Annotated in this window: 24 protein-coding genes, 4 tRNA genes and 1 pseudogene; 22 read left to right on the plus strand and 7 right to left on the minus strand. The window is 34.8% G+C overall.

Going from position 1 to position 21,173, the window contains the following annotated elements; all coding sequences use genetic code 11:
* Positions 1 to 861: 861 nt before the first annotated feature.
* From WBQ70_RS14025 to WBQ70_RS14070, 10 genes are all read left to right on the plus strand, one after another.
* On the plus strand, positions 862 to 1,110 hold the full coding sequence (locus WBQ70_RS14025) for a DUF6364 family protein (protein ID WP_423915291.1): 249 nt from the start codon (positions 862 to 864) through the stop codon (positions 1,108 to 1,110).
* Positions 1,107 to 1,520 carry a type II toxin-antitoxin system VapC family toxin gene (locus WBQ70_RS14030; RefSeq protein ID WP_423915293.1) on the plus strand — a complete coding sequence of 138 codons (414 nt, stop codon included), beginning with the start codon at positions 1,107 to 1,109 and terminating at the stop codon, positions 1,518 to 1,520. The genes WBQ70_RS14025 and WBQ70_RS14030 overlap by 4 nt, the downstream gene beginning before the upstream one ends.
* A gap of 356 nt (positions 1,521 to 1,876) precedes the next feature.
* Positions 1,877 to 2,242, plus strand: a complete 366-nt coding sequence (locus WBQ70_RS14035) for a hypothetical protein (protein ID WP_423915295.1) — start codon at positions 1,877 to 1,879, stop codon at positions 2,240 to 2,242.
* A gap of 167 nt (positions 2,243 to 2,409) precedes the next feature.
* Positions 2,410 to 3,573 (plus strand): DUF748 domain-containing protein, encoded by a 1,164-nt coding sequence (locus WBQ70_RS14040; RefSeq protein WP_423915297.1) that lies wholly within the window; start codon positions 2,410 to 2,412, stop codon positions 3,571 to 3,573.
* 121 nt (positions 3,574 to 3,694) lie between these two features.
* Positions 3,695 to 4,492: an EcsC family protein gene (locus tag WBQ70_RS14045; protein ID WP_423915298.1), complete on the plus strand. Its 798-nt coding sequence runs from the start codon at positions 3,695 to 3,697 to the stop codon at positions 4,490 to 4,492.
* Between the two features lie 204 nt (positions 4,493 to 4,696).
* Positions 4,697 to 5,443 carry a hypothetical protein gene (locus WBQ70_RS14050; RefSeq protein WP_423915300.1) on the plus strand — a complete coding sequence of 249 codons (747 nt, stop codon included), beginning with the start codon at positions 4,697 to 4,699 and terminating at the stop codon, positions 5,441 to 5,443.
* A gap of 310 nt (positions 5,444 to 5,753) precedes the next feature.
* Positions 5,754 to 6,683 carry a quinolinate synthase NadA gene (gene nadA, locus WBQ70_RS14055; protein WP_423915328.1) on the plus strand — a complete coding sequence of 310 codons (930 nt, stop codon included), beginning with the start codon at positions 5,754 to 5,756 and terminating at the stop codon, positions 6,681 to 6,683.
* Positions 6,683 to 8,215, plus strand: a complete 1,533-nt coding sequence (gene nadB / locus WBQ70_RS14060; protein ID WP_423915302.1) for an L-aspartate oxidase — start codon at positions 6,683 to 6,685, stop codon at positions 8,213 to 8,215. Before nadA ends, nadB begins: the two co-directional genes overlap by 1 nt.
* A 186-nt stretch (positions 8,216 to 8,401) precedes the next feature.
* Entirely contained in the window at positions 8,402 to 8,656 is a 255-nt protein-coding gene (locus tag WBQ70_RS14065; RefSeq protein WP_423915304.1) for a hypothetical protein, read from the plus strand.
* 90 nt (positions 8,657 to 8,746) lie between these two features.
* Positions 8,747 to 10,918 carry a TonB-dependent receptor gene (locus tag WBQ70_RS14070; RefSeq protein WP_423915306.1) on the plus strand — a complete coding sequence of 724 codons (2,172 nt, stop codon included), beginning with the start codon at positions 8,747 to 8,749 and terminating at the stop codon, positions 10,916 to 10,918.
* Positions 10,919 to 11,140: 222 nt separating this feature from the next.
* Here the strand turns inward: WBQ70_RS14070 and moaA are convergent, their stop codons facing one another.
* The 7 genes from moaA to WBQ70_RS14105 form a co-directional block, all read right to left on the minus strand.
* Entirely contained in the window at positions 11,141 to 12,145 is a 1,005-nt protein-coding gene (gene moaA, locus WBQ70_RS14075) for a GTP 3',8-cyclase MoaA (RefSeq protein ID WP_423915307.1), read from the minus strand.
* Positions 12,135 to 13,049 carry a bifunctional molybdenum cofactor biosynthesis protein MoaC/MoaB gene (gene moaCB, locus WBQ70_RS14080; protein WP_423915329.1) on the minus strand — a complete coding sequence of 305 codons (915 nt, stop codon included), beginning with the start codon at positions 13,047 to 13,049 and terminating at the stop codon, positions 12,135 to 12,137. Before moaCB ends, moaA begins: the two co-directional genes overlap by 11 nt.
* 223 nt (positions 13,050 to 13,272) lie before the next feature.
* Positions 13,273 to 13,719 (minus strand): molybdenum cofactor biosynthesis protein MoaE, encoded by a 447-nt coding sequence (locus WBQ70_RS14085; protein WP_423915309.1) that lies wholly within the window; start codon positions 13,717 to 13,719, stop codon positions 13,273 to 13,275.
* 31 nt (positions 13,720 to 13,750) lie between these two features.
* Positions 13,751 to 14,791: a ThiF family adenylyltransferase gene (locus WBQ70_RS14090; protein ID WP_423915311.1), complete on the minus strand. Its 1,041-nt coding sequence runs from the start codon at positions 14,789 to 14,791 to the stop codon at positions 13,751 to 13,753.
* 27 nt (positions 14,792 to 14,818) lie between these two features.
* Positions 14,819 to 15,061 carry a MoaD/ThiS family protein gene (locus tag WBQ70_RS14095; RefSeq protein ID WP_423915313.1) on the minus strand — a complete coding sequence of 81 codons (243 nt, stop codon included), beginning with the start codon at positions 15,059 to 15,061 and terminating at the stop codon, positions 14,819 to 14,821.
* On the minus strand, positions 15,058 to 15,627 hold the full coding sequence (gene mobA / locus WBQ70_RS14100) for a molybdenum cofactor guanylyltransferase (protein ID WP_423915315.1): 570 nt from the start codon (positions 15,625 to 15,627) through the stop codon (positions 15,058 to 15,060). Before mobA ends, WBQ70_RS14095 begins: the two co-directional genes overlap by 4 nt.
* Positions 15,628 to 15,641: 14 nt before the next feature.
* Entirely contained in the window at positions 15,642 to 15,971 is a 330-nt protein-coding gene (locus tag WBQ70_RS14105; RefSeq protein ID WP_423915316.1) for a winged helix-turn-helix domain-containing protein, read from the minus strand.
* Positions 15,972 to 16,154: 183 nt separating this feature from the next.
* Between WBQ70_RS14105 and rpsU the strand changes: the two genes are divergently transcribed.
* From rpsU to WBQ70_RS14165, 12 genes and pseudogenes are all read left to right on the plus strand, one after another.
* Positions 16,155 to 16,349 (plus strand): 30S ribosomal protein S21, encoded by a 195-nt coding sequence (rpsU, locus tag WBQ70_RS14110; protein ID WP_373405380.1) that lies wholly within the window; start codon positions 16,155 to 16,157, stop codon positions 16,347 to 16,349.
* Positions 16,350 to 16,419: 70 nt separating this feature from the next.
* Positions 16,420 to 17,316 (plus strand): tyrosine-type recombinase/integrase, encoded by an 897-nt coding sequence (locus tag WBQ70_RS14115; RefSeq protein ID WP_423915318.1) that lies wholly within the window; start codon positions 16,420 to 16,422, stop codon positions 17,314 to 17,316.
* Between the two features lie 37 nt (positions 17,317 to 17,353).
* A complete protein-coding gene (hpf, locus tag WBQ70_RS14120; protein ID WP_423915319.1) occupies positions 17,354 to 17,656 on the plus strand; it encodes a ribosome hibernation-promoting factor, HPF/YfiA family in 303 nt (100 codons plus the stop codon).
* A 94-nt stretch (positions 17,657 to 17,750) separates the two neighbouring features.
* Positions 17,751 to 17,824 (plus strand) — tRNA-Thr (locus WBQ70_RS14125).
* Positions 17,825 to 17,884: 60 nt separating this feature from the next.
* Positions 17,885 to 17,965 (plus strand) — tRNA-Tyr (locus WBQ70_RS14130).
* Positions 17,966 to 18,047: 82 nt separating this feature from the next.
* Positions 18,048 to 18,119 (plus strand) — tRNA-Thr (locus WBQ70_RS14135).
* Positions 18,120 to 18,173: 54 nt separating this feature from the next.
* On the plus strand, positions 18,174 to 19,361 hold the full coding sequence (gene tuf / locus WBQ70_RS14140; protein ID WP_423915321.1) for an elongation factor Tu: 1,188 nt from the start codon (positions 18,174 to 18,176) through the stop codon (positions 19,359 to 19,361).
* 57 nt (positions 19,362 to 19,418) lie between these two features.
* Positions 19,419 to 19,489: transfer RNA gene (locus tag WBQ70_RS14145), tRNA-Trp, on the plus strand.
* A gap of 20 nt (positions 19,490 to 19,509) precedes the next feature.
* Positions 19,510 to 19,707: a preprotein translocase subunit SecE gene (gene secE / locus WBQ70_RS14150; RefSeq protein WP_423915323.1), complete on the plus strand. Its 198-nt coding sequence runs from the start codon at positions 19,510 to 19,512 to the stop codon at positions 19,705 to 19,707.
* A gap of 8 nt (positions 19,708 to 19,715) precedes the next feature.
* Positions 19,716 to 20,267 carry a transcription termination/antitermination protein NusG gene (gene nusG / locus WBQ70_RS14155; RefSeq protein ID WP_423915325.1) on the plus strand — a complete coding sequence of 184 codons (552 nt, stop codon included), beginning with the start codon at positions 19,716 to 19,718 and terminating at the stop codon, positions 20,265 to 20,267.
* A gap of 66 nt (positions 20,268 to 20,333) precedes the next feature.
* On the plus strand, positions 20,334 to 20,771 hold the full coding sequence (gene rplK / locus WBQ70_RS14160) for a 50S ribosomal protein L11 (protein ID WP_423915326.1): 438 nt from the start codon (positions 20,334 to 20,336) through the stop codon (positions 20,769 to 20,771).
* Between the two features lie 13 nt (positions 20,772 to 20,784).
* Positions 20,785 to 21,173 (plus strand): annotated as a pseudogene (locus WBQ70_RS14165) (50S ribosomal protein L1); the annotation flags it as partial.

The following is a 21,173-nucleotide window of genomic DNA, read 5'->3' on the forward strand; positions in this document are numbered from 1 at the left end:
AGCATATAACTGCTAGAGTTTCGTTGCGTGCGAAGCACGAACAATGAAACTCGTGTTGAACGGAACTGCTCAACATCCATCCCTATGGGTTTTTCGTTAAATGAGTTTTAAGAATTTCAAGAGGCTATTTTGCCTCTATTTTTTTTTAGTGGTTTTTAACGTGTGTTTTTTAGTATTTCCCTTCACTTTTAAACATACTTCCCTTACCCATAAAGTTAACTTTTACAGGCAACTGCATTCACAGCTAGTGCGAGTTTCTAACTCGTATCCATAAAGATTGGCAATTCAATAGAGAAAGATTAGTAAACACGCTATATACCAAGGACCATCAAAAGTAAGAGCGGTATTAAATCTATTCCAAGCATTTTCGTAAGTCAAAAGTCAAAGAACAGTTTGATGGAGAAATTCAAAACACTGAATATCCACAAAAGGCGAAAGACGATTGAAGAGATAGTAAAATAAATCCTGTATTATAAGGAATCATCAATTACTATCACAAATTTCGGAAAAGCGACATTAGAAACGTATGGCGGCAACTAAACGAGCGACTACTTAAATGGGTAAAATGGGAAAAAGGGCTTTATAAGAAAGCATCGGTAAGATACTTGAAAACAAAGCATAAAGAAAAACCTGACTTATTCCTACATTGATTACTGGTGCATCCATAAGTGTTCAGTACATTTGTGTGATTTAATACTAAAGCAGTCCCGTGTGAAGGGAGACTTTCAAGCACAGTTCCGTGAGAACGTAGGGGGTGAAATTCCTCTGCGTGACTCGATTGGCAGAAATCGTAAAAAAAATCGAAACTTACAACCATTACGTTCTAATTTCATATATTTGTACGTATAAATATTTTAAGTTATGGATGCTAAACTCACATTGAAACTAGACCAAGAGATAATTGAAAAAGCTAAACATTATGCTTCTGAAAAAAAAATAAGTTTGTCTCGAATTATAGAAAATTATCTTAATTCTTTGACTTCAGAAAAGACTAATGATGACTTACAAATTTCACCATTTGTAAAGAGTCTTTCTTCTGGAATTAAAATTCCAGCTGATTATGATTATAAAAAAGATCGTGCTGATTATTTAGAACAAAAATACAAATGAGCAGAATTTTTTTAGACACAAACGTAATATTAGATTTATTGGGAGAAAGAATTCCTTTTTTTGATTCTATTGCTAAAGTTGCAACATTAGCAGATCAAAAGAAACTTACTATGATTGTCTCTCCTCTTTCATTCACGACAATTGATTACGTTTTGAATAAATATGAAACTTCAGGATCTGTTTTAAATAAACTTAGAAAGTTTAAAATAATCTGTGAGATTTGTGAGGTTAATGAAGAAACAATTGAGAAAGCATTGAATTCCAATTTCAAAGATTTTGAAGATGCTGTCCAGTATTTTACTGCGTTACAATCTAACTGTTCCATAATTATAACTAGAAAGGGAAAAGATTTTAAGAATTCTACAATCCCAATTATGACCGCAGAAGAGTATTTAAGTAGCATTACGTAAAGCGACATCTGCCAACGGCTAGACTCCCGTCGCGTGCGAAGCACGAACAACGAAACTCGGCTTCAACGGAACCACTCAACATCCATCCCTATGGGTTTTCCGTTAAAAGAGTTTGAAGAATTTCAAGAGACTTTGACGCCTCTTTTTTCTGAGTAGTTATTAATGTGGTTTATTTGGTGTTTTCCTTCTCCCTAATTCTCTTTGTCAGAAAGACATGATTGTGTTTACTGTAACTTCATACTTAGGGAATCTTCGCTTTTTCTCTTTGTATCTCTTTGTTAAACATCTTTTTATCAAATACTCTCTCGTCCAAAAATATAAGTTCACTAAAATTTTGTATCTTTAAAATAAAAAATATGAGACTTAATTCAAAAATGCACGGTATTATTGATTATGGAATAGTTTTATTTTTGCTTGTTTCTCCTTCTTTGTTTCTGTTGCCTAAAATTACCGCAATAGTTACAAATGTTCTAGCGGTAATTCATTTATTGCTTACAGTTACTACAAAATTTGAATTAGGATTGTTGAAAATTATTCCGTTCAAAATCCATGGACAAATTGAGTTAATCGTTTCAATCGTTTTAATTGGAGTCGCTTTTTATCTTGGCAACCTTGAAGGCGATCTATCTCGTAATTTTTACTTATCCTTAGCAATAGCTGTATTCCTTACTTGGTTAATAACTGATTATAAAAAGGTTCCTGTAAAAAAATCATTGTTGTAAACTAGCTTTAAAAAACCGTGTTTCAATGATAATAATTAAGTGTATATAAAAATACTTCTCCATTTTATATATTGTAATATTCTCTTTAATTACGTTTAATTATATAAGATTATCTAATTACGATATAATTTCATTGTTTTCCAAAGTCGTACTTTTAATAAAAAACGATGCAGAGGAAATCCACCCATTTTTATAGAAAGAAAAGATATCAATTTTTGTTTGTATTGGTTGTTTTACTAATTGCATTTCGAATTTATTTACCCACATTAGTAAAAAACCAAATCAATAAAACACTGGCAGCCATTCCTGGTTATTATGGTCATGTAGAAGATATTGATATTGCTTTATATCGCGGTGCCTACATTATCAAAGGAATGTATTTAAACAAAATGGATGCAAAATCCCAAGTTCCTTTTTTGAATTTCCCTCAAAATGATATTTCAATCGAATGGAAGTCTGTTTTCAAAGGAAAAATTGTTAGTGAAATCATTATGAATAATCCTGAAGTGATTTATGTTTTTGAAGATCAAAAACAAAAACCTAAAGATGCAGGTGTTGATGATTGGACCAAAGCTTTGACTGATATCGTTCCTATTGATATCAACCACTTTGAAATACACCAAGGAAAACTAGCTTTTGTGCAGTTGAAAGCAGATCCTAATATTGACTTACAAGTTACAAATTTTGAAATGTATGCTGACAATTTAAAAAATGTTGTAAGTACTGGCAGGACGTTACCATCTCCATTTCACGCTACAGGAGTGTCCTTTGGGAAAGGAAGTCTTTTATTAGATGGGAATATTAATTTAATCAAAGAAATTCCAGATATGGATCTATCTTTTTCGTTAAAATCTTCAAATGCAACGGCTTTAAATGATATTACAAATCATTATGTAGGAATTGATTTTGATAAAGGGAAATTTGAGTTGTTTAGCGAAATTGCAATTGCTGATGGCTATCTCAAAGGGTATGTTAAACCTTTGCTAACAGATACAAAACTGATAGGTAAAGAAGATGGAATTTTAGAAACGATTTGGGAAGGATTTGTTGGCTTTTTTAAATTTGTATTGAAAAATCAAAAGACAAATACATTAGCGCTAAAGATTCCAATTGAAGGAGATTTAAAAAACGTAAAAACAAGTACGTGGTCCACCGTTATTAGTATTTTTCAAAACGGATGGATTGAAGGTTTTAAAAGAGAAACAGATAATGAAATTTCATTTAAAGATGCTTTTATTGACGCTAATAAGCCATTAGATAAAAAAGAAATTAGAAAAGAAAAACGTAAAGCCCGTAGAGAAGCCAGAAAAGAAAAAAGAGATAGTAAGTAGATTGTTTTTCAGTGTATTGCTGAGATTGCCAATTATCATTATACACTTGAATACAATTTTAACGAGTTAAAAATCATGAAAAGGTATTTTTTTTTAAAGCAAACATATTAAAACTAAAACAATGAATTTAACTGAAAAAGACAGTCAAGACTTGCGTAAAGCAATGGTGTTGCTAGAAAACCCAGGGATTGCAGCTAAGATAACAAATTTCATTGGCTCGCCTATTGAAAAAGGGATTGAAATGCTTCCTGAAAGTTGGAGTGATAAAATTGGGGATATTACACAAACAGCACTTTTAAAAGCGACTGACATTGCCATATTTACGCTAAATGACAGACCAAAAGGCGAAGCTTCAAATTGGTGGCATAAAATAGGCGCTACAGTCAGTGGAGGTGTAGGTGGCTTTTTTGGATTGCCTGCATTGATTGTCGAGTTACCTATTTCTACAACGATTATGTTGCGATCAATTGCTGATATTGCCAGAGCGGAGGGAGAATCGATAAGTGACTTAGATACAAAGCTAGCTTGTTTGGAAGTCTTTGCTTTGGGTGGAAAAAGTAAGTCAGACAATGCTGCCGAGAGTGGTTACTTTGTGGTTAGAGCTGCTTTAGCCAAATCTGTTACGGAAGCAGCACAGTTTATTGCAACAAAATCTCTCGCAGAGAAAAGTAGTCCAGCATTAATGAAATTAATTGTAAAAATTGCGGAAAGATTTAGTATTCAGGTTACTGAAAAAATTGCTGCTCAATCCATTCCAGCCATTGGAGCAGCTGGTGGTGCTATTGTAAATGCTATATTTATAAGTCACTTTCAAGACATGGCTAAAGGTCATTTTATAGTTAGAAAGTTAGAAAATAGATATGGCAAAGAGTGTGTTAAACTTGCTTATGAAGAAATGTTGAAAAAAGAGAATTCATAATAGAATTATATTCAACATCGGATTCTTGTCCTTGTTTAAATATAACTGAACTTCTTTTGTAGTGTATTTTTGTTTTGTTAATTTTTTTCGGTTTCATAAATTATAAACAATTAAATTTGCAAAACTTTTTGATTCAAGCTGAAGTAATTGTGATGCATTCAAAATTTGTATAAAATAATTTCTCCAAACCACTAATTAAAAAATATGGAAGTACATCATCATGGCCATCATCATGAAGGAAAGAAAAATTGGAAGGCTTATTTCTGGGAATTTCTCATGTTATTTCTTGCCGTATTCTGTGGGTTTCTTGCCGAATACAAATTAGAACATACCATTGAAGATCAAAAAGGAGAGCAGTTTATCCATTCAATTTATCAAGATTTAAAAATTGATAACAGTCAATTGAAAGCCTTAATTCCAAAATTCAAAGAAAAAGATAAGGAATTGGGAGAGATGCTTGAGAAAATTAAAAACATTACTCCTGAAAATGGAGCTAATGGAATTTATAAATACATTCATATTGTAGCGAACTACCCTGATTTTGTGTACACTGACCGAACAATTCAGCAATTGAAAAATTCTGGGGGGTTGCGTTTGATAACGAATAATGAAGTTAGTGATAAGATTATTAAATATGATGCTTACGTGAAAGTTTTGGATATTCACATAACGGAAGAAATTACAGATCAAATTCATGTGGTTAGGCAATTGAATGCAAAAATATTTGATATGAGATGCTGTCCTCTGTTAGGAGAAAATGTTTCATCAGATCGTATTAATTATCCTGTTCCAGGTAAATTATTGACAAACGATCAAAAAGTAGTTGTAGAATATTATAATAATGTTCTGGAAATGAAACGAAATTACAATATCCAGTTGCAAATCCTTGAAAAGCTATTGAATGAAAACAATAAGCTTCAAGTCTTTTTGAAAAATAAATACGATTTATAATAGAGATAAAAGGTTAGATTTTGAATATAGCCCGAGGATAAATTAAATCTGTAACAATATACTTGTTTCTGTGCCAAAATGCCCTTGTAATACTAAAATTAACGCATTATCTTTGCTTTTGATAAAAATGATTTAATTATGGAAAATATTTTCAACTAATTAGTTAAGTCATTGTCTGTTAGTTTTTTAAAAAGGATAAATAAATTGGATAAGTTGTAAGAAATGTTTTTTTATCAAACGCTGAAAAATAGAGGCTATTGAGAAGGAAATAGTTTTATAACTTAAAAAGGAAAGCATAAAAATCATAATGATGAAAGAATTAAAAGAGAAAATAATCGCCTTAAAGAAAGAAAAAAATGCGGTTATTTTAGCGCATTATTACCAAGAAGCAGACATTCAAGATGTAGCAGATTATGTAGGGGATAGTCTTGGTTTGTCTCAAGAAGCAACTAGAGTAGATGCTGATATTATTCTTTTTGCAGGCGTGCACTTTATGGCTGAAACTGCTAAAATTTTGAATCCATCAAAAAAAGTAATTTTACCAGATTTGAATGCAGGTTGTTCTTTGGCAGATTCCTGTCCTCCAGATTTGTTCAAGAAATTTACAGATGCTCATCCTGATCACATTGTGATTACCTATGTGAATTGTTCTGCAGAAGTAAAAGCACTTACCGATATTGTGTGTACTTCTTCTAATGCAGTGAAAATTGTAGAGTCATTACCAAAAGATCAAAAAATTATATTTGCTCCAGATAAAAATCTAGGAAAATATGTAATGGAACAAACGGGACGTGATATGGTTTTATGGGACGGTTCCTGTATCGTACATGAAGCGTTCTCATTTGATAAATTACTAGCACTTTATAAAGAACATCCAGATGCTAAAATCATTGCGCATCCAGAATCTGAAACGCATATTTTAAAAACAGCACAATATGTTGGCTCCACAGCTGGTATGATTGAATTTGTAAAAAAAGATCCAAATCATAAATTCATCGTTGCAACCGAAGCAGGTATCTTGCACAAAATGCAACAAGAGGTTCCTGATAAAATTTTAATTCCTGCTCCTGCTAAAGAAGACAATACTTGTGCGTGTAGTGAGTGTGGTTATATGAAAATGAATACATTGCAAAAATTATACAACTGCCTTCTTAACGAAAGTCCAGAAATTAATGTTCCACAAGATATTATGGAAAAAGCTTTGATTCCTATTGAACGTATGCTGGAATTATCAAAATAATGATTAAAATAAACTACCTTATTATAGGATCTGGAGTAGCTGGATTAACATTAGCTTTAAAAATTGCCAATCAATTTCCAGATAAAAAAGTTACGATTGTAACCAAAGCATCAGCGGACGAATCCAATACAAAATATGCTCAAGGCGGAATTGCGATTGTGACCGACAAAATTGGTGATTCATACAATAAACATATAGAAGATACTATTATATGCGGAGACGGTTTGTGCGACCCCGCAGTAGTAGAAATGGTTATCAACGAAGGACCAATACGACTTAAAGAACTTATAGAATGGGGTGCGATGTTTGACAAAAATATCGAAGGAACCTTAGACTTAGGTAAAGAAGGTGGACACTCAGAAAATAGAGTGGTACACCATAAAGACCAAACGGGTAAAGAAATCGAACGCGCTATTTTGAGCCAAGTGGAATCAAAAAAAAATATAGACGTTCTAACGCATCACTTCTCAATTGAATTAATCACAGAAGGTAATCGTTGTTTGGGAGCACACGTTCTGAACCAAGTCACCAAAGAAATTATGAGTTTTAGAGCCGATTTTACGGTACTTGCTACAGGCGGAATCGGGCATCTTTACGGACATACAACTAATCCGGTTATAGCAACAGGCGACGGAATCGCAATGGCGTATCGCGCTAATGCTGAGATTAGAGATATGGAGTTTATACAGTTTCACCCTACTTCATTATACAAAAAAGGTGATGGGCCATCATTTTTAATATCTGAAGCCGTTCGTGGTTTTGGCGCTCATTTGCGCACCAAAGACGGACACCAATTCATGCCTGATTATGATGTAAGGGGCGACTTAGCTTCTCGTGATATCGTTTCGCAAAGTATCGAAAAAGAATTAGCGAAATCTGGTGATGAATATGTTTTTCTAGATTGTACACATTTGGATATGGAAGCTTTTATCAAGCATTTTCCAATGATTTATAACCGATGCAAACAAGAAGGAGTTGACCTTGCTAAAGACTGGATACCTGTTGTTCCTGCACAACATTATATTTGTGGCGGAATAGCCGTGGACCAATCAGGAAAAACATCTGTTGAAAATTTATTTGCTTGCGGTGAGTGTTCTCGAACAGGATTGCATGGTGCTAATAGATTGGCATCCAACTCACTTTTGGAAGCATTGGTATATTCAGATAACATTTATGACTACTGGAGCGATACTGATTTTCCAACCTCGCAATTTGAAGGTAAAGCGGAAGATTGGGGCAACAACGATAAGCCCAAAGTAGATCCAGAATATGTGATGCAAACCAAAGAAGATTTACAACTCTTAATGCGTCAAAATGCTGGAATTGTTCGAAATGATATTGATTTGAAATTGGCTGAGAAAGAATTAGACAAATTGGAAGTCGAAATCAAAAAAGCCACCGAAGATTATCAAGTAAATGCCAACCTATGGGAGCTATACAATCTTGTCATTATTGGAAAAATAATTGTTCACCAATCCATAGCCAGAAACGATAACCGAGGTGGATTTGTAAAAATTGAAAAAGTAAATTAATAGCAAAAGAGAGAAATTAAAATGTTCTCTTTTTTTTTGACTAAAACTGATTGAGGTTGCAATCGATGGTTTTTTATGTACAAATGGTTTGGCTTAATCCATCTCACAGACTATCTTTGTGTTGTGAAACTACTATCTCTATTTCTAGCATTTTTCATCTTGGCTCTATCGGGTCAAACTTGTTGTGTGGACGATAATTGTGATGACAGTAGTACAGTGTCCAAAACGGAGCAAGAACATCACAAAGATTCTTGCAATAGCATATGTTCCCCTTTTTTTAGTTGTGGAACTTGTGTTGGTTTTACTTTTCCAAGCGGTAATTTTTTTGTAGTTCCCGAAAATAATTTTACTTTTATAGAAACCCATTTGGTTTCTACTTACACTCCGCAACTACAGTCTCAATTCAATCGTGCTATTTGGCAACCACCCAAAATTAGTTAATGACTCTTTTGTGCTTTCGCACTATTTATTTTTCTGGAGGCAACAATCGCCTCCGCTTTTACTTATAAGACATTAACATAATTTTCGATAATGAAAAATACTATTTTACTACTAGTTGTATGCTGCAACTTTACAGCCTTATTTGCGCAAAACACCTTCAAAGCGGTCCTGAAAAACAGCGACACCAACCAAGTCTTAATTGGCGTAACAGCGGTAATTCAAAATGCCAATCTAGGTGGGATTACGGATGAAAATGGAGTGCTCGAAATCACAAACATTCCTGATGGACAACAAAGTATTCTATTTACAGCTATTGGTTTTGAAACCAAAACAGAACAATTTACATTTCCGTTAGACTCCACTGAAACAGTACTGATTGTGCTCGAAAGTGAAGGAGAAGAATTAGAAGATGTTGTTGTCACGACCACACGTAGCAGTCGTACGATTGCCAATATACCCACAAGAGTTGAGACCATAGCAGGTGAAGAATTGGACGAAAAAGGGAATATGAAACCTGGTGATATTAGAATGTTGCTGAATGAAAGCACCGGAATTCAAACCCAACAAACATCAGCAACGAGCTACAATTCATCTATCCGTATTCAAGGTTTGGATGGGAAATACACACAGATTATTCGTGATGGATTTCCGCTTTATTCTGGTTTTTCAGGTGGGCTTGGATTAATGCAAATTGCACCATTAGATTTAAAACAAGTCGAAGTGATTAAAGGCGCTTCTTCAACATTGTATGGTGGCGGTGCCATTGCTGGTTTGGTAAATTTAGTTTCAAAAACCCCAACCGAAGAGCGAGAGTTAAACTTCATTCTAAATGGAACTTCCGCTTTAGGATTAGACGCTAGCGGATTTTATTCACAGAAATTCAAAAAAATAGGAACTACAATATTTGCTTCATACAATCACGGAACAGCTTATGACCCCGCAAATATTGGCTTGACTGCTATTCCCAAATTTGATCGGTTTACTTTAAATCCAAAATTGTATTTGTATTTCAACGAAAAAACAACCTTGCATATTGGCTTTAATAATACCATAGAAAAACGAATTGGTGGTGATATAGAATACATCAAAGGGAACGGCGATGCCAATCATTCGTATTTTGAAGACAACAAAACCAATCGTTTTAGTACACAACTGGGTTTTGACAAAATTATAGATACTCAATCTAAATTTTCTTTCAAAAACAGTTTTAGTTTTTACGACCGTAGTATTGTCATTCCGAATTATAGTTTTTCAGGCAAACAATTCTCGTCATTTGTAGAAGCCAGTTACAATTTCAATACCGAAAAAACAGAATGGATTGGGGGACTAAATTTATGGACAGATCAATTTACCCAAGACAAAATTGCTACAACAAAAGCGGTCGATTACAACTACACTACTGTTGGTGGTTTTGTACAAAACACTTGGAATCCTGCTGAAAATCTAGCCATTGAAACAGGATTGCGTTTGGATCACCAAAACGAATACGGTGTTTTTGTATTGCCACGCTTATCGGCTTTGTACACAGTTAGCCCAAAATTGAGTGCTCGCATTGGTGGAGGATTAGGTTATAAAACACCTACAGTGTTTACCGAAGATGCAGAACGCATTCAGTTTCAAAATGTATTGCCCATCGCAACCGACAATACCGAAGCTGAAAAATCTATTGGTGGAAATTTTGACATAAACTACAAAACACACCTTACTGATCAATTAGCATTGACCGTAAACAGTTTGTTTTTTTATACCAAAGTAAACAATCCGCTGGTACTAACGAACAATAGTGATAACAATTACGAATTCACTCAACCCAACGGTTACATTGATACCAAAGGAATCGAAACCAACATCAAGTTGTCGTACCAAGATTTCAAGCTTTTTATTGGGTACACCCTTGCCGATGTCAACGAACATTACAATGATATAAGTACAACCTATCCGTTGGTTGCCAAACACCGCTTGAACAATGTCCTAATGTATGAGATTGAGGAAAAATTGAAAATTGGATTGGAAGCCTACTATTTCAGTCCACAAAAACTAAATGATGGTGCCACTGGAAAACAGTATTGGCTAGGAGGTTTTATGATCGAAAAATTATGGGAACATTTTTCTATTTTCTTAAATTTCGAAAACCTTGGCGACACCCGACAAACCAAGTTTGATACTATTTATACGGGTACTATTACCAATCCTACCTTTAGGGATATTTACGCTCCCGTGGATGGTTTTGTAGTGAATGGTGGAGTGAAGATCAAATTATAATCCAACTTTATACCTATCAAAAAAGGAAGTACGAGATTGTACTTCCTTTTTTTGTTTTAGCTAATGCATATAAACTGATTTTAGGTCAGACACGAATTAAATTAATTTTCACTAATTCTAGTCGCTAAAATTGAATAGCACTAACTACCATCTTATTTTGGTATTCGTGCCATTTTACACACATAGATTTGTGCTAATTTGCGAAATTCGTGTGACTTACTTTTACCCACCAATCTTAATCATGCTTCTATTTTGCGAAAACAAAGCAGGATTTTGAAATTTGGCATCATCATCCATCCCACCACGCATGGCATGTTTGGATTTAATATTTTGCTCAATCAAAGGTCGAATCGATTTGCCAGCTCGCAACGTTTCGAGCAACGACGTTTCAGTATTAGAGAACAAACAATTTTTTAATTTCCCGTCCGCTGTCAAGCGGATGCGGTTGCATGTACTACAAAACGGATTGGTAACGGAACTAATCACCGAAAAACTACCTTTGTAACCTGCTATTTTATGATTTTTGGCGGTATCATTTGGCTTATCTATCAATCTTTCGACCTCGGTAATTCCGTATTTGTCATGTGCTTGATTCATGATTTCGGCATAAGAAACCAGTTTGTCTTTATTCCATTTATTCCCATCAAAAGGCATGAATTCAATAAACCGAATCATGATATTTCGATTCTTGGTCAATTCAATAAAGTCTAAAATCTCGTTGTCATTAAAGCCTTTCATCACCACAACATTCAATCGTAATTTAAAGTTATGTTGGTCTAGTAATTCCAAATTTTGCCAAAACTGGTCAAAATAATTACGACGCGTAATGAGGTTGAATTTTTCTTTATTCAAACTATCAATACTCACATTCAAACCAGTGATGCCTGCTTCTTTGAATGTATCGATAAAATTATGAACTAAAATACCGTTAGTCGTAATAGTCAATTCAACACCCAATTTCCCCAATCTAGCAATAATGTCTTTGGCATCTTTTCGAACTAAAGGTTCACCTCCAGTCAATCTAATTTTAGTGACACCCGCGTCGACAAAAGTTTGTGCAATAGTCACAATTTCGTCAGCCGTCATCAAATGCGGTTTTGATGTCAAGCTGATTCCCTCCGCAGGCATACAATAGGTACATCTCAAATTACAATGCTCTGTAATCGAAATGCGCAAGTAGTGGTGCTCGCGACCGTGTGTATCCTGTAGCAACGTGTTAGGCACCATGGTTGAATCCGTTAAGTATTTTGAATAAATGCAATATAGATGGAAAAACAGCATCCATAGATTCGCTTGCGCCAGCGGTAGAGCCTGGTAAGGCTATAATTAAAGTATTCCCTTTGAATCCAACAACCGAACGGGATAGCATCGCGTAAGGAGTACGATCTTGCCCATAAGCACGAATCGCTTCTTCAATGCCAGGAATACGTCTGTCTAGCATTGGGATGACAGCTTCGGGAGTAACGTCTCTGTTTGATAATCCAGTACCGCCAGTAAGAATCACTAAATCCATTTTTTTGTCACACATCGTATGGATCGTTTCTTGAATATCCAAAATTTCATCTGGAATCACGGTATATCTTGAAACTTTTAAACCAAGGTTTTTCACCTTTTCCGATATCACCTTACCCGCTCTATCTTCTTTTTTTCCACTCGACACACTGTCAGAACAAACAATTACAGACACCGCCAAATCAGGCACATCATTCTTGCCAAAATCCGACTTCCCACCTTTTTTGTGTACTAATTTAATGCTCGAAATCTCAACTTGTTTATCAATCGGTTTCAGCATATCATACATCGTCAACGCCACAATCGACGCGCCATGCATGGCTTCTACTTCAACTCCTGTTCGATAAATTGCCTTTACGGTAACTTTTATCAAAATAGAATCTTCCAAAAATTCATATTCAATTCCCGTAAACTCAATCGGCATCGGATGACAATCTGGAATCGAGTTTGAAGTATTTTTTACTCCAAAAAGTCCCGCAGTTCGGGCAACTTCTAGCACATCACCCTTGGGAACCGTTTTGTTTAAAATTGCTTCCATTGTTGCTTTTGCCCCTACTTTCACAACCGCCTGAGCCGTGGCTGTGCGTTGTGTGATAATTTTATGTGTAATGTCAACCATATCATTGCTTTTGGCTATTGGCACTTGGCTTTTAGCGTTATTGTAAATATCATTTTTTGGGCGTGTCCCTGCGGGTCGGGCTTTTCGTTTCAATCTTTTTTGGGCAAAAAAGCCCAAAAAAGGATTTCCACTACAATCCCTCACGCAAAATCCACTTCAATTCAAATTCCGTTACAAATAAAAAACTGTTCTTTTAAATCCTGAACTTCTAACTTCTATCCTCTTATGAATTCTCTTTCCAAATATAACTTTCGTCTTCAAAAATTTCTTTCCCAAAAACAGGTGCTTTTTCTTTAATCGCTTCTACCAGAAACTCTAAGGCTTCATAAACCACTTTTCTTCTTGGAGCTGATACAAAAACAAACAAACAAATTTCGCCTGCTTTTACTAGTCCTAAGCTGTGATAAATATGCAAGCAAGTCAAATCAAATTTGGCGAAAGCCGCTTCTCTAATTTCATAAAACTTTTGTTCTGCCATTTCTTCATAAGCTGTATATTCAATAGCAGCAACTGTTTTTCCATCGATAACATCTGCGCGTACTTGTCCTAAAAATATATTATGCGCTCCAATACTTGTTTTTGTTTGGTGCTTAGCGATTGAGTTTCCTATGAAATCGGATGTTATTTGTTTTTGAATGAAGGAGCTTTTTTTGGGTTTGTCTGTGGACATCGTATTAATTGTTTTGTTACTAGTATGTTTTTTATAATGACTGTATTCCTTTTCCTAAATGAAAAACGCCTATAAAACCTGATTTTTTTAAATAATTTAATGCTGTTTGACTGCGTTGACCTGTTTGGCAAAACAGTACTATTTCTTGGTTTTTATCTAATGTATGACTGTAAGATTCTAATTCGGTTAAAGGAATTTGGATAATATTATCACCTTTAAATTCAGGACTTTCGTTTGTCTCTCGAACATCAATTACTTTGATATGCATTTGTTTGCATTTTTCTAAAAACAATTCGGGACTGAGTGTTTCTTCTTTTTTTGGTCTGTTTAAAAGTGAACTTCCATTGATAAAACCTTTTTCGATTGCTTTTGGATTTTTTGCGAAAGCGATAGTTTGGGTTTGAAAATGTAAACCATCATAAATCAAAAGTTTTCCAGATAAAATTTCTCCAATTTCAAGAATGACTTTAAGTACTTCGGTAGCTTGAAAAGTACCTATTGTATTGGGTAAAATTCCTAAAACACCTGAAACCTCACAATTAGGAGCATAATCTGAAATTTCTTTTTCGGGAAACAAACAACGGTAACTCGGTCCATTTTGATAGTTCAAAACCGAAACTTGTCCTTCGAATTTATATATGGAAGCATAAACAACGGGGATTTTTTGATGTACCGCAACATCATTAATCAGGTAACGAATGGCAATCGTATCGGTGCAATCCACAATAATTTGATAATCTGTTACAATTTCGAATGCATTATTTTCGCTAAAAAAGGTATTAAAGACTTGAACTTCAATATCAGGATTAAGTAAGTGGATTTTTTCGGCGGCAGTGTGTGCTTTGCCTTTTCCACAATCTTGTAAATTGTATAATAACTGACGATGTAAATTGGTTTCTTCGATAACATCTCCATCAACAATCCCGATTTTCCCAACACCTGCTGCTGCTAAGTTTTGCAAAACAGGACAGCCCAATCCACCAGCGCCAATCACTAAAACACGAGCGTCTCGTATTTTTTGCTGACCAGCTTCGCCTATTTCAGGGAGGATTATTTGTCGGTTGTAGCGCATTTTTTTGAAATTTGGAATTTTAATTTTTTAACCTCCTGCAAATGGAGGTAAAAAAGCAATAGTATCTTGTTCTTTAATCATAAAATCAGTGGGGACAATCGCTTGATTCACTGCAATGGAGTAGGTCGTTTTTTTTAAGTCGGGGTAATTTGATTCTATAACAGATTTTAAAAAAGAAACTGTGGTATTGAAATTTTCAAGAACAATCTGTTCTTCTTTCTTGTTGGTTATATCTGAGATTAAACCAAAATATTTTGTGTTAATAATCATGATTCTAATTTTTCGTATTCTTCGGGAGTATTAATATTTTGAACTTGTTTGTGCCATTTTGATGGAACAATAAGAGTCTGATGTGACATGTCTTTGATAACTTCACGTAGTTTTAATTGTTTGGCAGCCAGGTGTTCACCAAAAACAGTTTTACAAGAGCGATCATAAATTGCAATCAATGGACTCGTTTTATCACCTACTTTTACTTGAGACATCATGTAGGAGTCTTCGTGTTTGTCGGTAATCCATTGTAATAAATCAGTTGAAATTAAAGGGGTGTCTACGCTGACAACCAAATTGAATTTTGTTTTTGAATGTTGTAAAGCAGTATAAATTCCGCCTACAGGTCCTTTGTCAGCAATTATATCCTCAATGCGAGTATGTCCTAAAAAATCATAGTCTGAAGTCGCTGAAACAATTATGATATTATTCCCTACAATTGGCTGTAAAGCGAAACAGATATGGCTAATAAAAGGTTTGTCGTTTAAAAGCAACATTCCTTTGTCTTTTCCCATACGTTGACTTTTTCCACCAGCTAATATGTAAGCAGTTATTTTATTTTCCATACGCTTGTCAGTTATTATAATTTGTGCTTTTTGAATTCGCTATCTAAAAATGTCCAACAATTTGAATTTATTTTTTCAAAAGTGTCAATTAGAGCTTGTCCGTAAGGGGTTAAAACTGTTCCTCCGCCTTTATTTCCGCCTACTTGGGTTTCGATCAAAGGTTGTTTTGCCGCTTTGTTTGAAGCGTCAATTAATTTCCAAGCTTTTTGATAGGATAGCTCCATGATTTTGGCAGCTTTGTTTAGAGACCCTGTTTCAGCAATCAGCTTTAATAGTTTTACTCTTCCTTCGCTAATAAGGATCCCTTCATCTGTTTCAATCCAAATTTTGCTTTTTATTCTCAAGGAAGTGTTTTTTGCGTTATACTTTTGCAAATATAACGAAATGATTTTTATAAAAAATACATTGACAGATTTCTTTTAATTGAGGTGTTTTAAGAATGTCTTTAAAATAATTCATAATTCATAATTCATAATTCATAATTATTATTTACTTTTGCACCCTTAACGAGAGGAGGTGTCAAAATTATGTTAATTATACCAATTAAAGACGGAGAAAATATCGATAGAGCATTAAAGCGCTATAAAAGAAAATTTGATAAAACAGGAACTGTTCGTCAATTGAGAGCACGTACTGCTTTTATTAAGCCGTCTGTTAAAAACAGAATGAAATTCCAGAAAGCTGCTTACATTCAAAACATGAAAGATGGTTTAGAAAGTTAGTATTTTTTCTTTTCAAAATAAATACCGTTAGTGGTCAAAGTTTAGTAACTTTGAAGCTAACGGTTTTTTTATGGCTACAATTGTCGATTTATTTATTGATTATTTATTGAAAGAGAAGAATTATTCTGTTCATACTGCCGCTGCATATGAAGGGGATTTGCAGGCTTTTCAATCTTTTAATAAGTGTAATTTTGAACAAGAATCTATTGTTTTTGTTAATTATGGTCAAATACGAAGTTGGATAGTTTTTTTGGTGGATGAAGGGTTGTCTGCTTCGTCGATTAATAGGAAGATGGCATCGTTAAAAGCTTTTTATAGGTTTTTAATGAAGACAAAGCAAATAGAAGTTAGTCCTTTATTAAAGCATAGATCGTTGAAGGCTTCGAAAAAAATACAAATTCCATTTTCTGAAAAAGAAGTAACACAGGTTTTGGGACAAATTCAAGATAATTCGGATTTTGAGTCGCTACGGAATAAGATGGTGATTGATTTATTTTATACTACTGGAATTCGAAGAATTGAGTTGATTGAGTTGAGAATTAAAGATGTTGATTTTTCTAATAATGTGTTGAAGGTGCTTGGTAAAAGGAATAAGGAGAGGGTTGTCCCAATGCTTCCTATTGTTCGGGATGGTTTGGTGGGGTATAAAAATGAAAGGGATTGTTTAGAGAAGGTTTTGGATTCTGAATATTTTTTTCTCACAAAAAAAGGGTTAAAATTGAGTAATTCGTTTGTTTATCGATTGATAAATTCATACTTTAGTACGGCTTCTGAAAAAGTAAAGAAAAGTCCACATGTGTTGCGGCATACGTTTGCGACGCATTTACTGAACAATGGGGCTGATTTGAATTCGGTAAAAGAATTATTGGGTCATTCTAGTTTGGCGTCAACGCAAGTCTATACACATAGTAGTTTGTCGGAACTTAAAAAAGTTTACGAAAAGAGTCATCCTAGAAATAAAAAATAATTTACAATTAAGTTTAACCATTAAATATGTTTTGATTATGAAGGTAAGTATTCACGCAGTCAACTTTAATGTTGACGGAAAATTAGTTGGTTTTGTTCAAGAGAGAATGGATAAGTTGGAAAAATATTATGATAAAGTAGTGTCGTCTGATGTTTATCTTAAAGTGGAGAAAACGAGTGATAAAGAAAATAAAATTGTTGAGGTAAAAATAAATGTGCCTGGTGATGGTTTTTTGGTAAAAAAACAATGTAAAACATTTGAAGAAGCTTTAGAGCTTTCTGCAGAGTCTTTGGAGCGTTTGTTGGTAAAAAGGAAAGAAAAAATACGAACACACGCTTAATATAAAAAAATATTTTAAAAAAATGTTTTGATTGATAGATAAAATATATACATTTGCAGTCCGTTAGAAATAGCGGACTTTTTTTATTGATACTGCCAGCGTAGCTCAGTTGGCTAGAGCAGCTGATTTGTAATCAGCAGGTCGTGGGTTCGAGTCCCTCCGCCGGCTCTAAAAATGCAGTAGTATTGTGTTTGTTTGGTCAAATGTAATATTGAATATAAAAAAAGAGGGGAGATACTCAAGCGGCCAACGAGGGCAGACTGTAAATCTGCTGTGTGAACTTCGCAGGTTCGAATCCTGCTCTCCCCACAAAATAATTTTAGGATATAGGAGTCTTTGATTTGGAGTTGAATTCAAATTATGTATCCTAAAATTCTGAATCAAGGATTCTGCCGGTGTAGCTCAGGGGTAGAGTGCTTCCTTGGTAAGGAAGAGGTCTCGGGTTCAATTCCCGACATTGGCTCAATTAAAAAATTTTGAACACTAATAAATTAATAAAGATTAAAATCTAAGTAAAATGGCAAAAGAAACCTTTAATCGTTCGAAACCGCACTTAAACATAGGTACTATCGGACACGTAGATCACGGAAAAACTACATTAACTGCTGCAATAACGAAAGTGTTATCTGATGCTGGTTACTGTCAAGCAAAATCTTTTGATCAAATTGATAATGCTCCTGAAGAAAAAGAAAGAGGTATTACAATTAATACATCTCACGTTGAGTATGAAACTGCTAACCGTCACTACGCTCACGTTGACTGTCCTGGTCACGCGGATTACGTAAAGAACATGGTTACTGGAGCTGCTCAGATGGATGGAGCTATCCTTGTAGTAGCTGCAACTGACGGACCAATGCCACAAACTCGTGAGCATATCCTTTTAGGACGTCAGGTAGGTATTCCTAGAATGGTTGTATTCATGAATAAAGTGGATATGGTTGATGACGCTGAGTTGTTAGAGTTAGTTGAAATGGAAATTAGAGACTTATTGTCTTTTTATGAGTACGATGGTGATAACTGTCCAGTTATTCAAGGATCTGCTTTAGGTGGATTGAATAATGATGCTGCATGGGTTCCTAAGATTCTTGAATTGATGGAAGCTGTTGATGCTTGGATCGAAGAGCCAGTACGTGATACTGATAAGCCTTTCTTGATGCCAGTTGAGGATGTATTTACAATTACAGGTCGTGGAACTGTTGCTACAGGTCGTATCGAAACTGGTATTGCTAATACAGGTGATGCTGTTGAAATCATTGGTATGGGAGCTGATAAATTAACTTCTACTATTACTGGAGTTGAGATGTTCCGTAAAATCCTTGATAGAGGTGAAGCTGGAGACAACGTAGGTTTGTTGTTAAGAGGTGTTGCTAAAGAAGATATCAAAAGAGGAATGGTTATTATTAAGCCAGGATCTGTTAAACCACACGCTACTTTTAAAGCTGAGGTTTATATCTTGAAAAAAGAAGAAGGTGGACGTCATACTCCATTCCATAATAACTACCGTCCACAGTTCTACGTACGTACAACTGATGTAACAGGAGTTATTACTTTACCAGAAGGAGTAGAGATGGTAATGCCAGGAGATAACTTAACTATCAATGTTGCTTTGTTAAGCCCAATCGCAATGAGCGTAGGTTTACGTTTTGCTATCCGTGAAGGTGGTAGAACTGTAGGAGCAGGTCAGGTAACTGAAATCGTAGGATAATCCTATAAAATTATAGAAGCCAGTTGATTTTCTTAACTGAGATCACTGGCTTTAATTACGGGCGTAGTTCAAGGGTAGAATAGCGGTCTCCAAAACCGTTGATGGGGGTTCGAATCCCTCCGCCCGTGCAATTAAAAAATAAATCATAATGGCAAAAATTGGTACTTACATTTCAGAGGCATTTGAAGAATTAAAATCAAATGTAACTTGGCCAGAGTGGGCTGAGGTGCAGCGACTAACTATTGTTGTTGCTGTTTTTTCAGTATTATTTGCTTTGGCAACATGGGGAGTTGATGAGATTTTTGCAAAAGCATTAGCAGGATTTTTTAACTGGATAAAAGCTTAATAATTGACATGGCAGAGAATAATTTAAAAAAATGGTATGTCGTTAGGGCTGTAAGTGGTCAAGAAAATAAAGTGAAAGCTTATATTGAAACTGAAATTTCAAGACTTGGAATGGCTGATTATGTTTCTCAAGTACTAGTTCCTACTGAAAAAGTAGTAACGGTAAAAGAAGGAAAAAAATTAGTTAAAGAAAAAGTTTATTTTCCAGGTTATGTAATGATCGAAGCTAATTTAGTTGGTGAGGTTCCACATATTATTAAATCGATTACTTCAGTTATTGGTTTTTTAGGAGAAACTAAAGGCGGAGAGCCAGTTCCATTAAGAATTTCGGAAGTAAACAGAATGTTAGGTAAGGTTGATGAGTTAGCGGTAAATACTGATAACCATGCAATACCATTTAATCTAGGAGAGACTATTAAGGTAATTGATGGTCCGTTTAATGGATTCAACGGTACAGTTGAAAAAATTAATGATGAAAAGCGTAAACTTGAAGTAATGGTTAAAATTTTCGGAAGAAAAACACCGTTAGAGTTGAGTTTTATGCAAGTTGAAAAAGTATAATTTTCGTTACACTATAATAATCACTTCAATCGCTTCCAATGATTGTTGTGTTAAATTTTTTAAAAAATGGCTAAAGAAATTAGTAAGGTAGTTAAACTACAAGTTAAGGGAGGTGCTGCGAATCCGTCGCCACCGGTTGGACCTGCTTTAGGAGCTGCTGGGGTAAACATCATGGAGTTCTGTAAGCAGTTCAATGCTAGAACACAAGATAAACCTGGCAAAATATGCCCAGTACAAATTACTGTGTATAAAGACAAATCATTTGATTTTGTCGTTAAGACTCCTCCTGCAGCAGTTCAGTTATTGGAAGCTGCAAAGCTAAAATCTGGTTCAGGTGAGCCTAATCGTAAAAAGGTAGCTAGTGTTACTTGGGAACAAATTAGAGCTATTGCTGAAGACAAGATGCCAGACTTAAATGCTTTTACAATGGAAAAAGCAATGAGTATGGTTGCTGGAACAGCTAGGTCTATGGGTATAACTGTATCAGGAGACGCTCCTTTTTAATTAAGAGAAAGACATGGCAAAATTGACAAAAAAGCAAAAAGAGGCTGCTTCAAAAATTGAAAAGAACAAATTATACTCTTTAAAAGATGCATCTGCATTGATTAAAGTAATTTCTTCTGCAAAATTTGATGAGTCTGTTGATATCGCGGTAAGATTGGGTGTTGATCCAAGAAAAGCGAATCAAATGGTAAGAGGGGTTGTAACATTACCTCATGGAACTGGTAAAGATGTAAAAGTATTAGCATTAGTTACTCCAGACAAAGAAGCAGAAGCTAAAGAAGCTGGTGCTGATTTCGTTGGATTAGACGAGTACTTACAAAAAATTAAAGATGGTTGGACAGATGTTGATGTGATCATCACTATGCCAGCTGTTATGGGTAAATTAGGTCCATTAGGTCGTAT

Source organism: Flavobacterium sp. (assembly GCF_049590715.1).
Classification (GTDB): domain Bacteria; phylum Bacteroidota; class Bacteroidia; order Flavobacteriales; family Flavobacteriaceae; genus Flavobacterium.

Bases quoted from the DNA above. Each gene is read 5' to 3' on its own strand.
- WBQ70_RS14025 (WP_423915291.1), top strand. From the start codon at position 862: ATGGATGCTAAACTCACATTGAAACTAGACCAAGAGATAATTGAAAAA.
- WBQ70_RS14030 (WP_423915293.1), top strand. From the start codon at position 1,107: ATGAGCAGAATTTTTTTAGACACAAACGTAATATTAGATTTATTGGGA.
- WBQ70_RS14035 (WP_423915295.1), top strand. From the start codon at position 1,877: ATGAGACTTAATTCAAAAATGCACGGTATTATTGATTATGGAATAGTT.
- WBQ70_RS14040 (WP_423915297.1), top strand. From the start codon at position 2,410: ATGCAGAGGAAATCCACCCATTTTTATAGAAAGAAAAGATATCAATTT.
- WBQ70_RS14045 (WP_423915298.1), top strand. From the start codon at position 3,695: ATGAATTTAACTGAAAAAGACAGTCAAGACTTGCGTAAAGCAATGGTG.
- WBQ70_RS14050 (WP_423915300.1), top strand. From the start codon at position 4,697: ATGGAAGTACATCATCATGGCCATCATCATGAAGGAAAGAAAAATTGG.
- nadA (WP_423915328.1), top strand. From the start codon at position 5,754: ATGAAAGAATTAAAAGAGAAAATAATCGCCTTAAAGAAAGAAAAAAAT.
- nadB (WP_423915302.1), top strand. From the start codon at position 6,683: ATGATTAAAATAAACTACCTTATTATAGGATCTGGAGTAGCTGGATTA.
- WBQ70_RS14070 (WP_423915306.1), top strand. From the start codon at position 8,747: ATGAAAAATACTATTTTACTACTAGTTGTATGCTGCAACTTTACAGCC.
- moaA (WP_423915307.1), bottom strand. From the start codon at position 12,145: ATGGTGCCTAACACGTTGCTACAGGATACACACGGTCGCGAGCACCAC.
- moaCB (WP_423915329.1), bottom strand. From the start codon at position 13,049: ATGGTTGACATTACACATAAAATTATCACACAACGCACAGCCACGGCT.
- WBQ70_RS14085 (WP_423915309.1), bottom strand. From the start codon at position 13,719: ATGTCCACAGACAAACCCAAAAAAAGCTCCTTCATTCAAAAACAAATA.
- WBQ70_RS14090 (WP_423915311.1), bottom strand. From the start codon at position 14,791: ATGCGCTACAACCGACAAATAATCCTCCCTGAAATAGGCGAAGCTGGT.
- WBQ70_RS14095 (WP_423915313.1), bottom strand. From the start codon at position 15,061: ATGATTATTAACACAAAATATTTTGGTTTAATCTCAGATATAACCAAC.
- mobA (WP_423915315.1), bottom strand. From the start codon at position 15,627: ATGGAAAATAAAATAACTGCTTACATATTAGCTGGTGGAAAAAGTCAA.
- rpsU (WP_373405380.1), top strand. From the start codon at position 16,155: ATGTTAATTATACCAATTAAAGACGGAGAAAATATCGATAGAGCATTA.
- WBQ70_RS14115 (WP_423915318.1), top strand. From the start codon at position 16,420: ATGGCTACAATTGTCGATTTATTTATTGATTATTTATTGAAAGAGAAG.
- hpf (WP_423915319.1), top strand. From the start codon at position 17,354: ATGAAGGTAAGTATTCACGCAGTCAACTTTAATGTTGACGGAAAATTA.
- tuf (WP_423915321.1), top strand. From the start codon at position 18,174: ATGGCAAAAGAAACCTTTAATCGTTCGAAACCGCACTTAAACATAGGT.
- secE (WP_423915323.1), top strand. From the start codon at position 19,510: ATGGCAAAAATTGGTACTTACATTTCAGAGGCATTTGAAGAATTAAAA.
- nusG (WP_423915325.1), top strand. From the start codon at position 19,716: ATGGCAGAGAATAATTTAAAAAAATGGTATGTCGTTAGGGCTGTAAGT.
- rplK (WP_423915326.1), top strand. From the start codon at position 20,334: ATGGCTAAAGAAATTAGTAAGGTAGTTAAACTACAAGTTAAGGGAGGT.